Here is a 13,506-nt window from a genome sequence, read left to right as displayed (position 1 = left end):
AGTGATACAGCGGTACGACGACGAGAACGGCGCGCACTTCGCCTTCACCGACAGGTGGGGCGGGGTGAGCGCCGTTCCGTACGAGCAGCTCAATCTCGGCGGGGCGGTCGGCGACGACCCCGGCGCGGTACGCAGCAACCGCCGGCTCGCGGCGGAGTCCCTGGGGCTCGACGCGGCCGGTGTGGTGTGGATGAACCAGGTGCACGGGCGGGACGTCGCGGTGGTCGAGGGGCCCTGGGCCCCGGGCGCCGAAATTCCCCCGGCCGACGCGGTCGTGAGTGCCCGTCGGGGACTCGCCCTCGCGGTGCTCACCGCGGACTGCACCCCCGTGCTGCTGGCCGACCCGGTCGCCGGAGTCGTCGCGGCGGCCCACGCGGGACGGCCCGGAATGCTGGCGGGGGTGGTGCCCGCCGCGGTGCGGGCAATGGTCACGCTCGGCGCCGAGCCCGCTCGTACCCGGGCCTGGACGGGCCCCTCGGTCTGCGGGCGCTGTTACGAGGTGCCCGAACAGATGCGCGCGGACGCCGCCGCGATCGAACCTGCCTGCTGGGCCGAGACGAGCTGGGGGACCCCGGCGGTCGACGTCACCGCGGGAGTGCACGCCCAGCTCGCGGCCCTCGGGGTGCGGTCGCGGTCGCGCTCGCCGGTGTGCACACGCGAGTCGGGCGACCACTTCTCCTACCGGCGGGACCGCACCACGGGACGGCTCGCCGGCTATGTCTGGTTGGACGGGTAGGACATGACGGACCGTACGGAACGCGCGGAGGCCTCCGGGCCCTCGGCGCGCAAGGAGCAGCTCGCGGCGAACCTGGCGCGGGTGGAGGAACGTATCTCTGCCGCGTGCGCCGCGGTCGGGCGCGCACGCGCGGAGGTGACCCTGATCGTGGTCACCAAGACCTACCCGGCGAGCGACGTACGGCTGCTGGCCGAGCTCGGGGTGCGCCATGTCGCCGAGAACCGCGACCAGGACGCGGCCCCCAAGGCTGCCGAGTGTGCCGATCTGCCGTTGACCTGGCACTTCGTCGGTCAGTTGCAGACCAACAAGGTGCGCTCGGTGGTCGGTTACGCGGCCGAGGTGCAGTCCGTGGACCGCCTCAAGCTGGTCGGTTCGCTGTCCGCCGCTGCCGTGCGGGCCGAGCGCGAGGTCGGCTGTCTGCTCCAGGTGGCCCTGGACGCCGAGGTGGGCGGACGCGGTGAGAGGGGCGGCGTCTCCCCCGCCGGGGTGGAGGAGTTGGCCGCCGCGGTGGCCGCCGCCGAAGGGCTCAGGCTGGACGGCCTGATGACCGTCGCTCCCCTCTCCGGGGCCTACGCCGGGCGCCCGGGGGCCGCTTTCGCCGCGCTGACGGAAATCTCGTCCCGCCTGCGCACGGCACATCCGGCTGCCACCATGGTGTCTGCGGGGATGAGTGCGGATCTGGATGAGGCGGTGGCTGCCGGTGCGACACATGTGCGCGTCGGCACTGCGGTACTCGGCCTCCGCCCTCCCCTCGGGTAACGTCGCGAAGCAGTCGGACCACAGCAGAAAATATGGTCATCCCCACTATTCGGGGGCAGACCCAGTGGATCGCGGGCACTTGGTGACGAGGCCGATCCACCACAGAGCGGAGGACTCAGGAAATGGCCGGCGCTATGCGCAAGATGGCGGTCTACCTCGGCCTCGTGGAGGACGATGGGTACGACGGCCGGGGCTTCGACCCCGACGACGACTTCGAGCCCGAGCCGGAGCCGGAGCGTGACCACCGCCGCCACCAGCCCCCGCACCAGGTCGAGCGGGAGCGGGACGAACCGGTACGAGTGGTGCAGCCCCCGGCCCCCCGCGAGCCCGTTCAGCTTCCGGCGGAAAGCGGACGACCTGCGCGAATCGCCCCCGTGGCGTCCATCACACCTGAACGACCGAGCCTGGAGAAGAACGCACCGGTGATCATGCCCAAGGTCGTGTCCGAGCGGGAGCCCTACCGCATCACCACGCTGCACCCCCGGACCTACAACGAGGCCCGTACCATCGGGGAACACTTCCGCGAGGGCACGCCGGTGATCATGAATCTCACGGAGATGGACGACACGGACGCGAAGCGACTTGTCGACTTTGCCGCGGGACTCGTCTTCGGTCTGCATGGCAGCATTGAGCGAGTGACGCAGAAGGTGTTCCTGTTGTCGCCTGCTAACGTCGATGTCACGGCGGAGGACAAGGCCCGTATCGCAGAGGGCGGTTTCTTCAACCAGAGCTGACAGAGCCGAGAGCAACACAACCGGACACAACCGGCCTTGAGGCCGGACCGAGGCGAGAGCCAGGGGAGAGGGACGCAGGGGAATGGGCATCGCACTGGACGTGATCTACATCGCGCTGATGTGCTTCCTCGTCGTGCTGATCTTCCGGCTCGTCATGGACTACGTGTTTCAGTTCGCGCGCTCCTGGCAACCCGGCAAGGCGATGGTGGTCGTTCTTGAGGCCACTTACACTGTCACCGATCCACCGCTCAAGCTTCTGCGGCGGTTCATTCCGCCGCTGCGTCTCGGGGGCGTGGCACTCGACCTGTCCTTCTTCGTTCTGATGATCATCGTCTACATCCTGATCAGTGTTGTGAACAACATTGGGCGCGGGATGTGAGCGATACGGTCTTGCCGACTGCCGACGACTACGTAGAGGTGAAGAAGAGATGCCGCTGACCCCCGAGGACGTGCGGAACAAGCAGTTCACGACCGTCCGCCTTCGAGAAGGCTACGACGAGGACGAGGTTGACGCCTTCCTCGACGAGGTCGAGTCCGAGCTGACCCGTCTGCTCCGCGAGAACGAGGACCTGCGGGCCAAGCTCGCCGCAGCGACCCGTGCGGCCGCGCAGAACCAGCAGCAGCAGGGCATGCGCAAGCCGGAGCCGCAGGACAACCGTCCCGGTGGACCGGGCGCGCCCGTCCCCGCGGCCATATCCGGACCGCCTCAGCAGCAGCAACAGCAGCAGCCGCCCCAGCAGCAGATGCAGCAGCAGGGTGGACCGCTCCAGCTCCCGGCCGGCCCCGGTGGCCACGGCCCCGGCCCGCAGCAGGGCCAGCACGGTCCCGGTCCGATGGGCCAGGGTCCGATGCAGGGCCAGCACGGTCCGGGCCCGATGGGTCAGAACCCCATGCAGCAGGGTGGCCCCATGGGCCAGCAGCAGGGCATGGGCCAGGGCCCGATGGGCGGCCCCATGGGCCAGCCCCCGATGCAGCAGCAGCCGCCGCAGCAGATGCAGCAGCCCGGTGGGGACAGCGCCGCGCGCGTGCTCTCGCTGGCGCAGCAGACCGCCGACCAGGCGATCGCGGAGGCCCGTTCCGAGGCCAACAAGATCGTCGGCGAGGCTCGTTCGCGTGCCGAGGGTCTGGAGCGGGACGCCCGCGCCAAGGCGGACGCGCTGGAGCGGGACGCGCAGGAGAAGCACCGTGTCGCCATGGGCTCGCTGGAGTCCGCCCGCGCGACGCTGGAGCGCAAGGTCGAGGACCTGCGCGGCTTCGAGCGCGAGTACCGTACGCGGCTGAAGTCCTACCTGGAGTCGCAGCTGCGTCAGCTGGAGACCCAGGCGGACGACTCGCTGGCTCCGCCGCGGACCCCGGCGACGGCTTCGCTGCCGCCGGCTCCGCAGATGAGTAACTCGATGGCTCCTGCCGGTGCTTCGTCGATGGGGCACTCGATGGGTGGCAACCCTTCGATGGGTGCGCCGTCCTCGATGGGCAACGGCCCGGCCAACGGCGCTCCGTCCTACGGCGGCCAGCAGCAGATGACGCCGGCGATGACCCAGCCGATGGCGCCGGTGCGGCCGCAGGGCCAGCAGCCGATGCAGCAGGCGCCTTCGCCGATGCGTGGGTTCCTGATCGACGAGGACGACAACTGAGGCGGTTGGTGCGCGTGATGAGCGCGTAGCCGTCGGCAGGCTGGGGGCGGGCCCTGGGACCATTCGGTCCCAGGGCCCGCCCTTTTGCCGTGGGCGGCCGGGTGGGTGGCGATCGGCCGTGCGAACCGTCGCGGGACGAGCGGTCGCGGGGCGGGCCGGTCGGGGGACGTGGCGCTCCGCGCAAGGGGCCGCCCTGTTGCCCACCCGTCCCGCCCCCGGGGGGCGGCCCCGCTGCCCAAGGGGGCTGGGAGGGGGAGGGAAGGGGCGGCCCCGCTGCCCGAGGGGGCTGGGGGAGGGAGGGGGCAGGCTTTTAGGGGCGCGGGGAACTGCGCGATCAGCCACGACGTGCCCGCACGGATCCGCGCAGCGGGACCCGCAAGGGTGTGTGCAGTGCGACCCGCAAGGGGCGCGTGCAGCGGTACCCGCAAAGGTGAGTGCAGGGCAAGGTGAAGGGCCCGGAGGCTGGGTGCTTCCGGGCCCTTCGGGGTGGGGGCGGGCCTGCTCGCGCGGGGATTGCGCGCGGGTGGCCCGATCCCGGGTCAGACCTTGCGCGAGTGGGCCGACCCCCGGTCAGACCTTGCGCAGGTGGAAGGTCAGGGCGAGAGGCTCGTCCGTGAAGGGGGAGCCGTAGGTGGAGTCCGCGGGGCCCTGGGCGTAGTCCGTGGCCAGGACCTCGTCCGCGATGAGTCCCGCGTGCGCGCAGAGGGCTTCGGCCGTCTCCGGGGACGCAGCGGTCCAACGGACCGCGATGCGGTCGGCGACGTCCAGACCGGAGTTCTTGCGGGCCTCCTGGATCAGGCGGATCGCGTCCCGCGCGAGGCCCGCCTTGCGCAGTTCCGGGGTGAGTTCCAGGTCGAGCGCGACGGTGGCGCCGGAGTCGGACGCCACCGACCAGCCCTCCCGCGGGGTCTCGGTGATGATGACCTCCTCGGGGGTGAGGAGGATCGTCTCGCCGTTCACCACGAGGGGGGCCTCGCCGTCGCGCAGGGCGAGGGAGAGGGCTGCCGCGTCGGCCGCGGCGACCGCCTTCGCCACGTCCTGGACGCCCTTGCCGAACCGCTTGCCCAACGCGCGGAAGTTCGCCTTGGCGGTCGTGTCGACCAGGGAGCCGCCCTCCTCGGAGAGGGAGGCCAGCGAGGAGACGTTGAGCTCCTCGGTGATCTGCGCCCTGAGCTCCGGGGAGAGCGCGGCGAAGCCGTGCGCCGCGACCAGGGCCCGGGAGAGCGGCTGGCGGGTCTTGACGCCCGACTCGGCGCGCGTGGCGCGACCCAGCTCGACCAGGCGGCGTACCAGAGCCATCTGGGTGGAGAGGGCCGGGGCGATCGCCGTGAGGTCGGCCTTCGGCCAGGAGGCGAGGTGGACCGACTCCGGGGCGTCCGGCGTCACCGGCACGACCATGTCCTGCCAGACCCGCTCGGTGAGGAACGGGGTGAGCGGCGCCATCAGGCAGGTGACCGTCTCGACCACGTCGTGCAGGGTGCGCAGGGCCGCCTTGTCGCCCTGCCAGAAGCGGCGGCGCGAGCGGCGCACGTACCAGTTGGAGAGGTCGTCGACGAAGGCGGACAGGAGCTTGCCCGCCTTCTGGGTGTCGTACGACTCCAGGGCGCCGGTGACCTGGTCGACGAGCGCGTTCAGCTCGGACAGCAGCCAGCGGTCGAGGACCGTGCGCTGCGCCGGGGCCGGGTCGGCGGCGCTGGGGGCCCAGCCGGAGGTGCGGGCGTACAGCGCCTGGAAGGCGACCGTGTTCCAGTACGTGAGGAGGGTCTTGCGGACGACCTCCTGGATGGTGCCGTGCCCCACCCGCCTGGCCGCCCACGGGGAGCCGCCGGCCGCCATGAACCAGCGCACCGCGTCCGCGCCGTGCTGGTCCATCAGGGGGATCGGGTCCAGGGTGTTGCCCAGGTGCTTGGACATCTTGCGGCCGTCCTCGGCGAGGATGTGGCCGAGGCACACCACGTTCTCGTAGGAGGACTTGTCGAAGACGAGGGTGCCGACGGCCATCAGCGTGTAGAACCAGCCGCGGGTCTGGTCGATGGCCTCCGAGATGAACTGCGCCGGGTAGCGCTTCTCGAAGATCTCCTTGTTCTTGTACGGGTAACCCCACTGCGCGAACGGCATCGAGCCCGAGTCGTACCAGGCGTCGATGACCTCGGGCACGCGCGTCGCGGTGAGCGAGCAGCCCTCGTGGGTGCAGGGGAAGGTGACGTCGTCGATGAACGGGCGGTGCGGGTCCAGCGCGCTGTGGTCCTCGCCGGACAGCTCGGAGAGCTCGGCGCGGGAGCCGACGCAGGTCAGGTGGTTCTCCTCGCAGCGCCAGATGGGCAGCGGGGTGCCCCAGTAGCGGTTGCGGGACAGCGCCCAGTCGATGTTGTTGTTCAGCCAGTCGCCGAAGCGGCCGTGCTTGACCGTCTCGGGGTACCAGTTGGTCTTCTCGTTCTCTTCGAGGAGACGGTCCTTGACGGCGGTCGTACGGACGTACCAGGACGGCTGCGCGTAGTACAGCAGCGCGGTGTGGCAGCGCCAGCAGTGCGGATAGCTGTGCTCGTACGGGACGTGCCGGAAGAGCAGGCCGCGGGCGTCGAGGTCGGCGGTGAGCGTCTCGTCGGCCTTCTTGAAGAAGACGCCGCCGACGAGCGGGACGTCCTCCTCGAAGGTGCCGTCGGGGCGGACCGGGTTCACGACCGGGAGCCCGTAGGACTTGCAGACGACGAGGTCGTCGGCGCCGAAGGCGGGGGACTGGTGGACGAGGCCGGTGCCGTCCTCGGTGGTGACGTAGTCGGCGTTGACGACGTAGTGCGCGGGGGCCGGGAACTCGACGAGGTCGAAGGGGCGCCGGTAGGTCCAGCGCTCCATCTCGGCGCCGGTGAAGGACTCGCCGGTCGTCGTCCAGCCCTCGCCGAGTGCCTTCTCCAGCAGCGGTTCGGCGACGACCAGCTTCTCCGAGCCGTCCGTGGCGACGACGTAGCGGACCTCCGGGTGGGCGGCGACGGCCGTGTTGGAGACCAGCGTCCAGGGGGTCGTCGTCCAGACCAGGAGCGCCGCCCGGTCCGCCAGGGGGCCGCCGGTCAGCGGGAAGCGGACGAAGACGGACGGGTCGACGACCGTCTCGTAGCCCTGCGCCAGCTCGTGGTCGGAGAGACCGGTGCCGCAGCGGGGGCACCAGGGGGCGACACGGTAGTCCTGGGTGAGGAGGCCCTTGTTGAAGATCTCCTTCAGGGACCACCAGACGGACTCGATGTACTCCGGGTCCATCGTGCGGTACGGGTCGTCGAGGTCGGTCCAGTAGCCCATGCGCTCGGTGAGCTCGGCGAAGGCGTCGGTGTGGCGGGTGACGGACTCGCGGCACTTGTCGTTGAACGCGGCGATGCCGTAGTTCTCGATGTCCTTCTTGCCGGTGAAGCCGAGTTCCTTCTCGACCGCGAGCTCGACGGGCAGGCCGTGACAGTCCCAGCCCGCCTTCCGGCCGACGTGGTAGCCCTGCATCGTACGGAAGCGGGGGAAGACGTCCTTGAAGACGCGGGCCTCGATGTGGTGGGCGCCGGGCATGCCGTTGGCGGTCGGCGGGCCCTCGTAGAAGACCCACTCCGGGCGGCCCTCGGAGGCCTCCAGGGACTTCGAGAAGACCTTCGCGCTCTCCCAGAAGTCGAGCACGGCGTGCTCCAGGGCGGGCAGGTCGACCTGGGCGGGGACCGGGTTGTACGTCGGCATCGGCGCTGTCGGCGCAGTCGGTTCTGTCGACGCTGTCGGCTCAGTCGGCTTGGTCATGGGGGTCTTCTTCCTCCGGCGGACTCGTTGCTTCCGTCGGAGGGACGAGAGCGTCCTGCTGCTCCCGCGGTACCACCCTCCTTGGCCCCGGACGCAGTACGTCCGCGGCCCCCTCATTAGGGGCGCGATGCCGGGTCTACCGGCCTGCCCCGGCAGGGGCGGGCTTTCTTCCGGCGGCTCCGGGGTGATGCTTCACGCCGTGCTCGCCCCCGGGCTCTCACCGTCCCCGGATCGCTCATCGCTGCGTGCGGCGCTACTCGGCCCCATCGACGCCTTTCGCTCCGCCCAGTGTACGGGGCGGGGAACGCCGCGGCAGACGGTTTTCGGGGGGCTCGGGCGGTACGGCCGAGGGGCTCGTGGGCGGGCCGGGCGTGACCCGAATGGGCATACGGGGCGCCGCGGGCTCCCGGGCCGCGGCGCGGGCGCGATTACCCGGCGGAGAGCTGGGCACAACGGATGCAGGTTCGACTCGACACGGCGTGGGGAGGACGAAACCGGCGGCGTGCCCCGTTGCCGCGGCGTTGGGGTCGACTTATCGTCCCAGCACGATTCGCGTGCAAGATCACAAAATGTGAAGGGGCCGCGGCCATGGTGGCTGAGAAGACCGCCGGAACGAAGAAGACGGCGTCGATGAGTACCACCGGAGCGGCGGCCGAAGACACTTCCGCCGACGAGTCCGCCGACGAGTTCGCGGCGGCACTCGCCGAGTCGCTCGCCGAGAAGGACCAGGGCGCCGCGGCGCCCGCGAAGCGGAGCGCCGCCGCGAGAAAGACGACCCGGAAGGCGTCGGAGAAGGCGCCCGACAAGGCGTCGGACAAGGCACCCGACAAGGCCTCGGACAAGGCACCGGTCGCGAGGACGCCCGGAAAGAAGGCGACGGAGAAGGCCGGGGAGAAGAAGGCCGGGGAGAAGAAGGCACCGGCGAAGAAGGCACCGGCCAGGAAGGCCGCGGCGAGTAAGGCGCCGGCCAAGAAGGCCGACGCCGGGAGGGCGGCCGCCGCGGAACCTGCCGCGGCGGCCGGGCAGGTGGCCGCGCCCGCGGCCGAGGGGGCGGCCCAGGCCGCGGAGACGGGAGCCGAATCGGTGGTTGCGAAGAAGAGTGCGCCTCACGCCACGACGGAGACGGAGGGGACGGCGACGGCCAGGAAGAAGGCGGCGCCGGCATCGGCCGGCGGCGCGGCCGTGGTGCCGGGCGAGCTCGCCGTACGACCGGGGGAGGACCCCTGGACGGCGGAGGAGATCGCCGAGGCGCGGGCCGAACTCGACAGCGAGATCCTGCGGCTGCGGGCCGAGATCGTGTCGTCCGAGGAGGCGCTGGCCGGACTGATGCGGGACTCGGGCGACGGCGCGGGGGACGACGACGCGGACACCGGCACCAAGAACATCACCCGTGAGCACGAGATGTCCCTGGCGGCCAACGCGCGCGAGATGCTGGAGCAGATCGAACGGGCCCGCGACCGCCTGGACAGCTGGACGTACGGCATCTGCGAGAACTGCGGCAAGCCGATCGGGAAGGCCAGGATGCAGGCCTTCCCGCGCGCCACGCTCTGCGTCGAGTGCAAGCAGAAGCAGGAGCGGCGGTACTAGCGTCCCGGCACGCGCGCGGGCCTGGGTCCGTACGGCGGATCCGGGCGCGGTGCGGGGCGAGGGCCACCTGGGTCCGTACGTGTGTGCCGTACTCTCGTGCTCATTCAGGTACGAGGGCGAGGGACTGACGTGGCAGAGGCGGAGCGCATCATCGGTACGCCAGATGTGGAGGGAGCCGGGCCGGAGCAGTCCTCGGGTGGTGAGGGTGCCCGCGCGGACGTCGGCGGAACGCACGACGCCGGGAGCAAGGCCACCGGGCCGATGGCCGGCGGACGGCCCGACGGCCGGGCCGCGGACGGCGCCGCCGGGGCGACGGGCCCCGTCGTCGACGACGGCTCCGAGGCCGATGCGCGGTCCGAGGCAGCGGCGTCGTCCGAGGCAGCGGCGCCTTCCGAGGGCGGAGCCACCGCCGCGCCCGCCGGGCGCGGCAGGCGCAGGCTCGCGGTCCTCTTCGCGATCGCGCTCGTCGCCTACGCGCTCGACCTCGGCAGCAAGCTGCTCGTGGTGGCCAAGCTGGAGCCAAGCGGCGAGACCATCTCCCTGATCGGCGAGCTCCTGCAGCTGCGGGCGATCCGCAACGCCGGGGCCGCGTTCGGCATCGGCGAGGCGTACACGATCGTCTTCACGATCATCGCGGCCTCCGTGATCGTGGTGATCGCGCGGCTGGCGCGCAAGCTCTACAGCCTGCCGTGGGCCATCGCGCTCGGGCTGCTGCTCGGCGGGGCGCTGGGCAACCTCACCGACCGCGTCTTCCGTACCCCCGGATTCCTCCAGGGGGCGGTGGTCGACTTCATCGCGCCCGCGCACTTCGCGGTCTTCAACCTCGCGGATTCGGCCGTCGTCTGCGGCGGCATCCTGATCGTGATCCTCTCGTTCCGGGGCCTGGACCCGGACGGGACCGTGCACAAGAGCTGAGGCGGGAGGCAGCCCGCACCGGCTTTCGGTAAAGGCTTGTCGGTGCGGTCCTGCATACTCGACGGGTGAGTACGATTCCCGAGATCCGCGCCCTGCCCGTTCCCGATGGCCTTGAGGGCGAGCGCGTCGACGCCGCCATTTCCCGGATGTTCGGGTTCTCCCGGACGAAGGCGGCCGAGCTCGCCGCCGGCGGAAAGGTCCAGGTCGACGGCGCGGTGGTCGGGAAGTCCGAACGCGTGCACGGCGGGGCCTGGCTGGAGGTCGAGATGCCCGCCCCCGCCGCCCCCGTCCAGATCGTCGCCGAGCCCGTCGAGGGCATGGAGATCATCCATGACGACGACGACGTCCTCGTCATCGTGAAGCCGGTGGGCGTCGCGGCCCACCCCAGCCCCGGCTGGACCGGCACCACCGTCATCGGCGGCCTCGCCGCCGCCGGGTACCGCATCTCCACCTCCGGCGCCGCCGAGCGCCAGGGCATCGTGCACCGGCTCGACGTCGGCACGTCGGGTCTGATGGTCGTGGCCAAGTCGGAGCGCGCGTACACCTCGCTCAAGACCCAGTTCCGCGAGCGCACCGTGGACAAGCGCTACCACGCCCTCGTCCAGGGCCACCCGGACCCGATGAGCGGCACCATCGACGCCCCCGTCGGCCGGCACCCCCAGCACGACTACAAGTGGGCCGTCGTCGCCGAGGGCAAGCCGTCCGTCACGCACTACGACCTCATCGAGGCGTTCCGGGCCGCGAGCCTGCTCGACATCAAGCTGGAGACGGGCCGCACCCACCAGATCCGGGTGCACATGTCGGCCCACCGCCACCCCTGCGTCGGCGACGTGACGTACGGCGCGGACCCGACCCTGGCCAAGCGGCTGGGTCTGACCCGGCAGTGGCTGCACGCGATGCGGCTCGGGTTCACGCATCCGGGCACCGGTGACTGGGTCGAGTTCGAGAGCCCCTACCCGGGCGACCTTCAGCACGCGCTGGACGTGATCCGCGAGGAGAGCCAGTGAGCGCCCCGGCGTACACGGTGCGCGAGGCCGTGGGGCCCGGAGACGTCGAAGCGTGCTTCGCGGTGCGCAAGGAGGTCTTCGTCGTCGAGCAGGAAGTACCGGCGGAGCTTGAGTACGACTCCTGCGACGAGAGCGCCGTGCACGTCCTGGCGGTCGCCGACGACGGCACCCCGCTCGGTACGGGCCGGCTGCTGCACGGGGCCGACGCGGCGGACCGGACGGGCGCGGGCCCGGAGGTCGGCTCGCTCGGGCGGCTCGCGGTGAGCGGGGCGGCGCGCGGCCTCGGCGTCGGGGCCGCGCTGGTGCGCGGCATCGAGGACGCGGCACGTGAGCGTGGCCTGACCTCGATCGACCTGCACGCGCAGACGCACGCGCTGGGCTTCTACGAGCGGCTGGGGTACGTGGCGTACGGGCCGGTCTTCCTGGACGCGGACATCGACCACCGCTCGATGCGCCGGGAGATCTGAACCACCACGCGGACACGGCCGGGTCACTGGCCGGGCCTCCAACGGACACGGCCGGGCCTCCGGGGGACACCGCCGGGCCTCCGGTGGACACGGCCGGGCCTCCGGTGGACACGGCCGGGCCTCCGGCGGGTCTCCGGTGGGCGGCGCGGCGGTGGCCGGCCTGGTCCTCCGGGGCCGGTCGGGTGGCGCCGGGTGCGGTCCGTACGGCCGCCCGTGGACCCTTCTGCGACGTTTTGCGGCGCTTCGTGGCACGCTTGAGGCCTTGATCATCGTTTGAATCATCGTGTCGAGCCGCCCGGAGGGCACCCCCGTGGATCAATTGGCGCTGCTGTTCGTGCTGTTGCTCGGGGCGGTGGTCTCCGTGCCGCTCGGTGAGCGGCTGGGGCTGCCCGCGCCGGTCCTGATGACGCTGGCCGGGGTGGTGCTGGCGCTCATCCCGTTCGTACCGAACCCGGACATCCCGCCGGAGTACATCCTTCCGCTGATCCTGCCGCCGCTGCTGTACGCGGCCGTGCAGCGCACCTCCTGGCGGCAGTTCACCGCCAACTTCCGGCCGATCCTGCTGCTGGCCGTGGCGCTCGTCTTCGTGACCACGGCCGCGGTCGCCGCCGTCGCCAACGCCGTCGTGCCCGGACTGCCGATCGCCGCCGCCGTCGCGCTCGGGGCCCTCGTCGCCCCGCCGGACCCGGTCGCCGCCACCGCGGTGGCGGGTTCGCTCGGACTGCCCAGGCGGCTGGTGTCGATCCTGGAGGGCGAGGGCCTCTTCAACGACGTCACCGCGATCGTGCTGTACCACGTGGCCATCGGCGCGGCCGTCAGCGGCACCTTCTCCTGGCCCGGCGCGATGGGCGAACTGGTGCTGTCCGCCGTGGTCGCGGTCCTGGTCGGCGCCGGGCTCGGCTGGCTCAGCAACAAACTGATGGGCTTCCTCGGCGACGCCACGCTCCAGATCGGTCTGACGCTGCTCGTGCCGTTCGTCAGTTACGTGATGGCGGAGGAGTTCATGGGCTCCGGCGTGCTGGCGGTGCTGACGTCGGCGCTCTATCTCGCCTCGCACGCCGTCGACGCCGACGACGTGCAGGGACGCCTCGCCGGGCAGACCTTCTGGCAGATCGTCGACACCCTGGTCACGGGTGTCGCCTTCGGGCTGATCGGGCTGGAACTGCATTCCGTCTTCGGGCTCGCGGACGGCCGGTTCGGCGAGATGCTGCGCTGGGGCGGGCTCGTGGTGGTCGTGGTGGTCGGCGTACGGCTGCTGTGGCTGCTGCCCGCGACCTGGCTGGCGAAGCGGCTGCACAAGCGGCGCGACATCAACGAGGACATCCCGACGACCTGGCGCGAGACCGTCGTCATGTGGTGGGCCGGAATGCGCGGCGTGGCATCCGTGGCGCTGGTGCTGGCCATCCCGCTCAAGACGGAGTCGGGGGAGCCCTTCCCGGCCCGCGACGAGATCCTGTTCATCGCGTTCTGCGTGATCATGACCACGCTGGTCTTCCAGGGGCTCACGCTGCCCTGGCTGGTGCGCAAGCTCGGGGTACGGGCGGACACCGACGTCGAACGCGACCTGGAGCACACTCTCGCCCTGCGGGCCGCGAAGGCGGCGCGGCGGCGGCTCAAGGAGATCGAGGAGGTCGAGGAGATGCCCGACGACCTCGCCGAGCGGCTGGTGCGCGCCGCCTTCGACATCGGGGTACGGATCAGCCCCGACATCGTCGACGACGAACGCCGCGAGGCCTACGCGACCCGGGCCGGCCGGGTGAAGGCGGTGACCCGCATCCAGCGCGAGATGCTGTCGGCCGCCCGCCACGAGGTGCTCGCCGCCCGCAACGAGCCGGGGGTGGACCCGGAGGTCGTGGACCGGGTGCTGCACCAGCTGGACGTACGCAGTCTGAGGTAGCGGAG

General features: G+C 71.5%; 11 protein-coding genes. 10 read left to right on the top strand and 1 reads right to left on the bottom strand.

Features of this window, described 5'->3' with window-relative positions; genetic code table 11:
• The first annotated feature begins 1 nt into the window (after nt 1).
• From pgeF to ACIQM4_RS21645, 5 genes are all read left to right on the top strand, one after another.
• The gene (gene pgeF, locus ACIQM4_RS21665) at nt 2–736 is read left to right on the top strand and encodes a peptidoglycan editing factor PgeF (RefSeq protein WP_401593873.1); all 735 of its coding nucleotides are present in this window, start codon (nt 2–4) and stop codon (nt 734–736) included.
• Nucleotides 737–739: 3 nt separating this feature from the next.
• Nucleotides 740–1,495 (top strand): YggS family pyridoxal phosphate-dependent enzyme, encoded by a 756-nt coding sequence (locus ACIQM4_RS21660; protein WP_401593870.1) that lies wholly within the window; start codon nt 740–742, stop codon nt 1,493–1,495.
• Nucleotides 1,496–1,617: 122 nt separating this feature from the next.
• Nucleotides 1,618–2,229: a cell division protein SepF gene (locus ACIQM4_RS21655; protein ID WP_401593867.1), complete on the top strand. Its 612-nt coding sequence runs from the start codon at nt 1,618–1,620 to the stop codon at nt 2,227–2,229.
• Between the two features lie 82 nt (nt 2,230–2,311).
• Complete coding sequence (locus ACIQM4_RS21650; protein WP_185025697.1) at nt 2,312–2,608, top strand: YggT family protein; 297 nt, start codon at nt 2,312–2,314, stop codon at nt 2,606–2,608.
• Between the two features lie 49 nt (nt 2,609–2,657).
• Nucleotides 2,658–3,863, top strand: a complete 1,206-nt coding sequence (locus tag ACIQM4_RS21645; protein WP_401593863.1) for a DivIVA domain-containing protein — start codon at nt 2,658–2,660, stop codon at nt 3,861–3,863.
• Nucleotides 3,864–4,433: 570 nt separating this feature from the next.
• On the opposite strand, the gene ileS is transcribed toward ACIQM4_RS21645, so the two are convergent.
• Nucleotides 4,434–7,571 carry an isoleucine--tRNA ligase gene (gene ileS / locus ACIQM4_RS21640; RefSeq protein ID WP_401594186.1) on the bottom strand — a complete coding sequence of 1,046 codons (3,138 nt, stop codon included), beginning with the start codon at nt 7,569–7,571 and terminating at the stop codon, nt 4,434–4,436.
• 645 nt (nt 7,572–8,216) lie between these two features.
• Here ileS and ACIQM4_RS21635 point away from each other — a divergent pair.
• From ACIQM4_RS21635 to ACIQM4_RS21615, 5 genes are all read left to right on the top strand, one after another.
• Nucleotides 8,217–9,215 carry a TraR/DksA family transcriptional regulator gene (locus ACIQM4_RS21635; protein ID WP_401593860.1) on the top strand — a complete coding sequence of 333 codons (999 nt, stop codon included), beginning with the start codon at nt 8,217–8,219 and terminating at the stop codon, nt 9,213–9,215.
• A gap of 129 nt (nt 9,216–9,344) precedes the next feature.
• Nucleotides 9,345–10,130 (top strand): signal peptidase II, encoded by a 786-nt coding sequence (gene lspA / locus ACIQM4_RS21630; protein WP_401593858.1) that lies wholly within the window; start codon nt 9,345–9,347, stop codon nt 10,128–10,130.
• 65 nt (nt 10,131–10,195) lie between these two features.
• The gene (locus ACIQM4_RS21625) at nt 10,196–11,137 is read left to right on the top strand and encodes an RluA family pseudouridine synthase (RefSeq protein WP_401593855.1); all 942 of its coding nucleotides are present in this window, start codon (nt 10,196–10,198) and stop codon (nt 11,135–11,137) included.
• A complete protein-coding gene (locus ACIQM4_RS21620) occupies nt 11,134–11,604 on the top strand; it encodes a GNAT family N-acetyltransferase (RefSeq protein WP_401593852.1) in 471 nt (156 codons plus the stop codon). Before ACIQM4_RS21625 ends, ACIQM4_RS21620 begins: the two co-directional genes overlap by 4 nt.
• 310 nt (nt 11,605–11,914) lie before the next feature.
• A complete protein-coding gene (locus tag ACIQM4_RS21615) occupies nt 11,915–13,501 on the top strand; it encodes a Na+/H+ antiporter (protein ID WP_401594183.1) in 1,587 nt (528 codons plus the stop codon).
• The last annotated feature ends 5 nt before the right edge of the window (nt 13,502–13,506 follow it).

Origin of the sequence: Streptomyces sp. NPDC091272 (assembly GCF_044757485.1) — a bacterium.
In the GTDB taxonomy this organism is placed as follows: Bacteria; Actinomycetota; Actinomycetes; order Streptomycetales; family Streptomycetaceae; genus Streptomyces.
The sequence above is the reverse complement of the archived record's forward strand: the minus strand, read 5'-3'. Positions and strand labels throughout refer to the sequence as shown.

Excerpts from the sequence above, each read along its gene's own strand:
- ACIQM4_RS21660 (WP_401593870.1), top strand. The coding sequence starts at position 740 with ATGACGGACCGTACGGAACGCGCGGAGGCCTCCGGGCCCTCGGCGCGC.
- ACIQM4_RS21655 (WP_401593867.1), top strand. The coding sequence starts at position 1,618 with ATGGCCGGCGCTATGCGCAAGATGGCGGTCTACCTCGGCCTCGTGGAG.
- ACIQM4_RS21650 (WP_185025697.1), top strand. The coding sequence starts at position 2,312 with ATGGGCATCGCACTGGACGTGATCTACATCGCGCTGATGTGCTTCCTC.
- ACIQM4_RS21645 (WP_401593863.1), top strand. The coding sequence starts at position 2,658 with ATGCCGCTGACCCCCGAGGACGTGCGGAACAAGCAGTTCACGACCGTC.
- ileS (WP_401594186.1), bottom strand. The coding sequence starts at position 7,571 with ATGCCGACGTACAACCCGGTCCCCGCCCAGGTCGACCTGCCCGCCCTG.
- ACIQM4_RS21635 (WP_401593860.1), top strand. The coding sequence starts at position 8,217 with ATGGTGGCTGAGAAGACCGCCGGAACGAAGAAGACGGCGTCGATGAGT.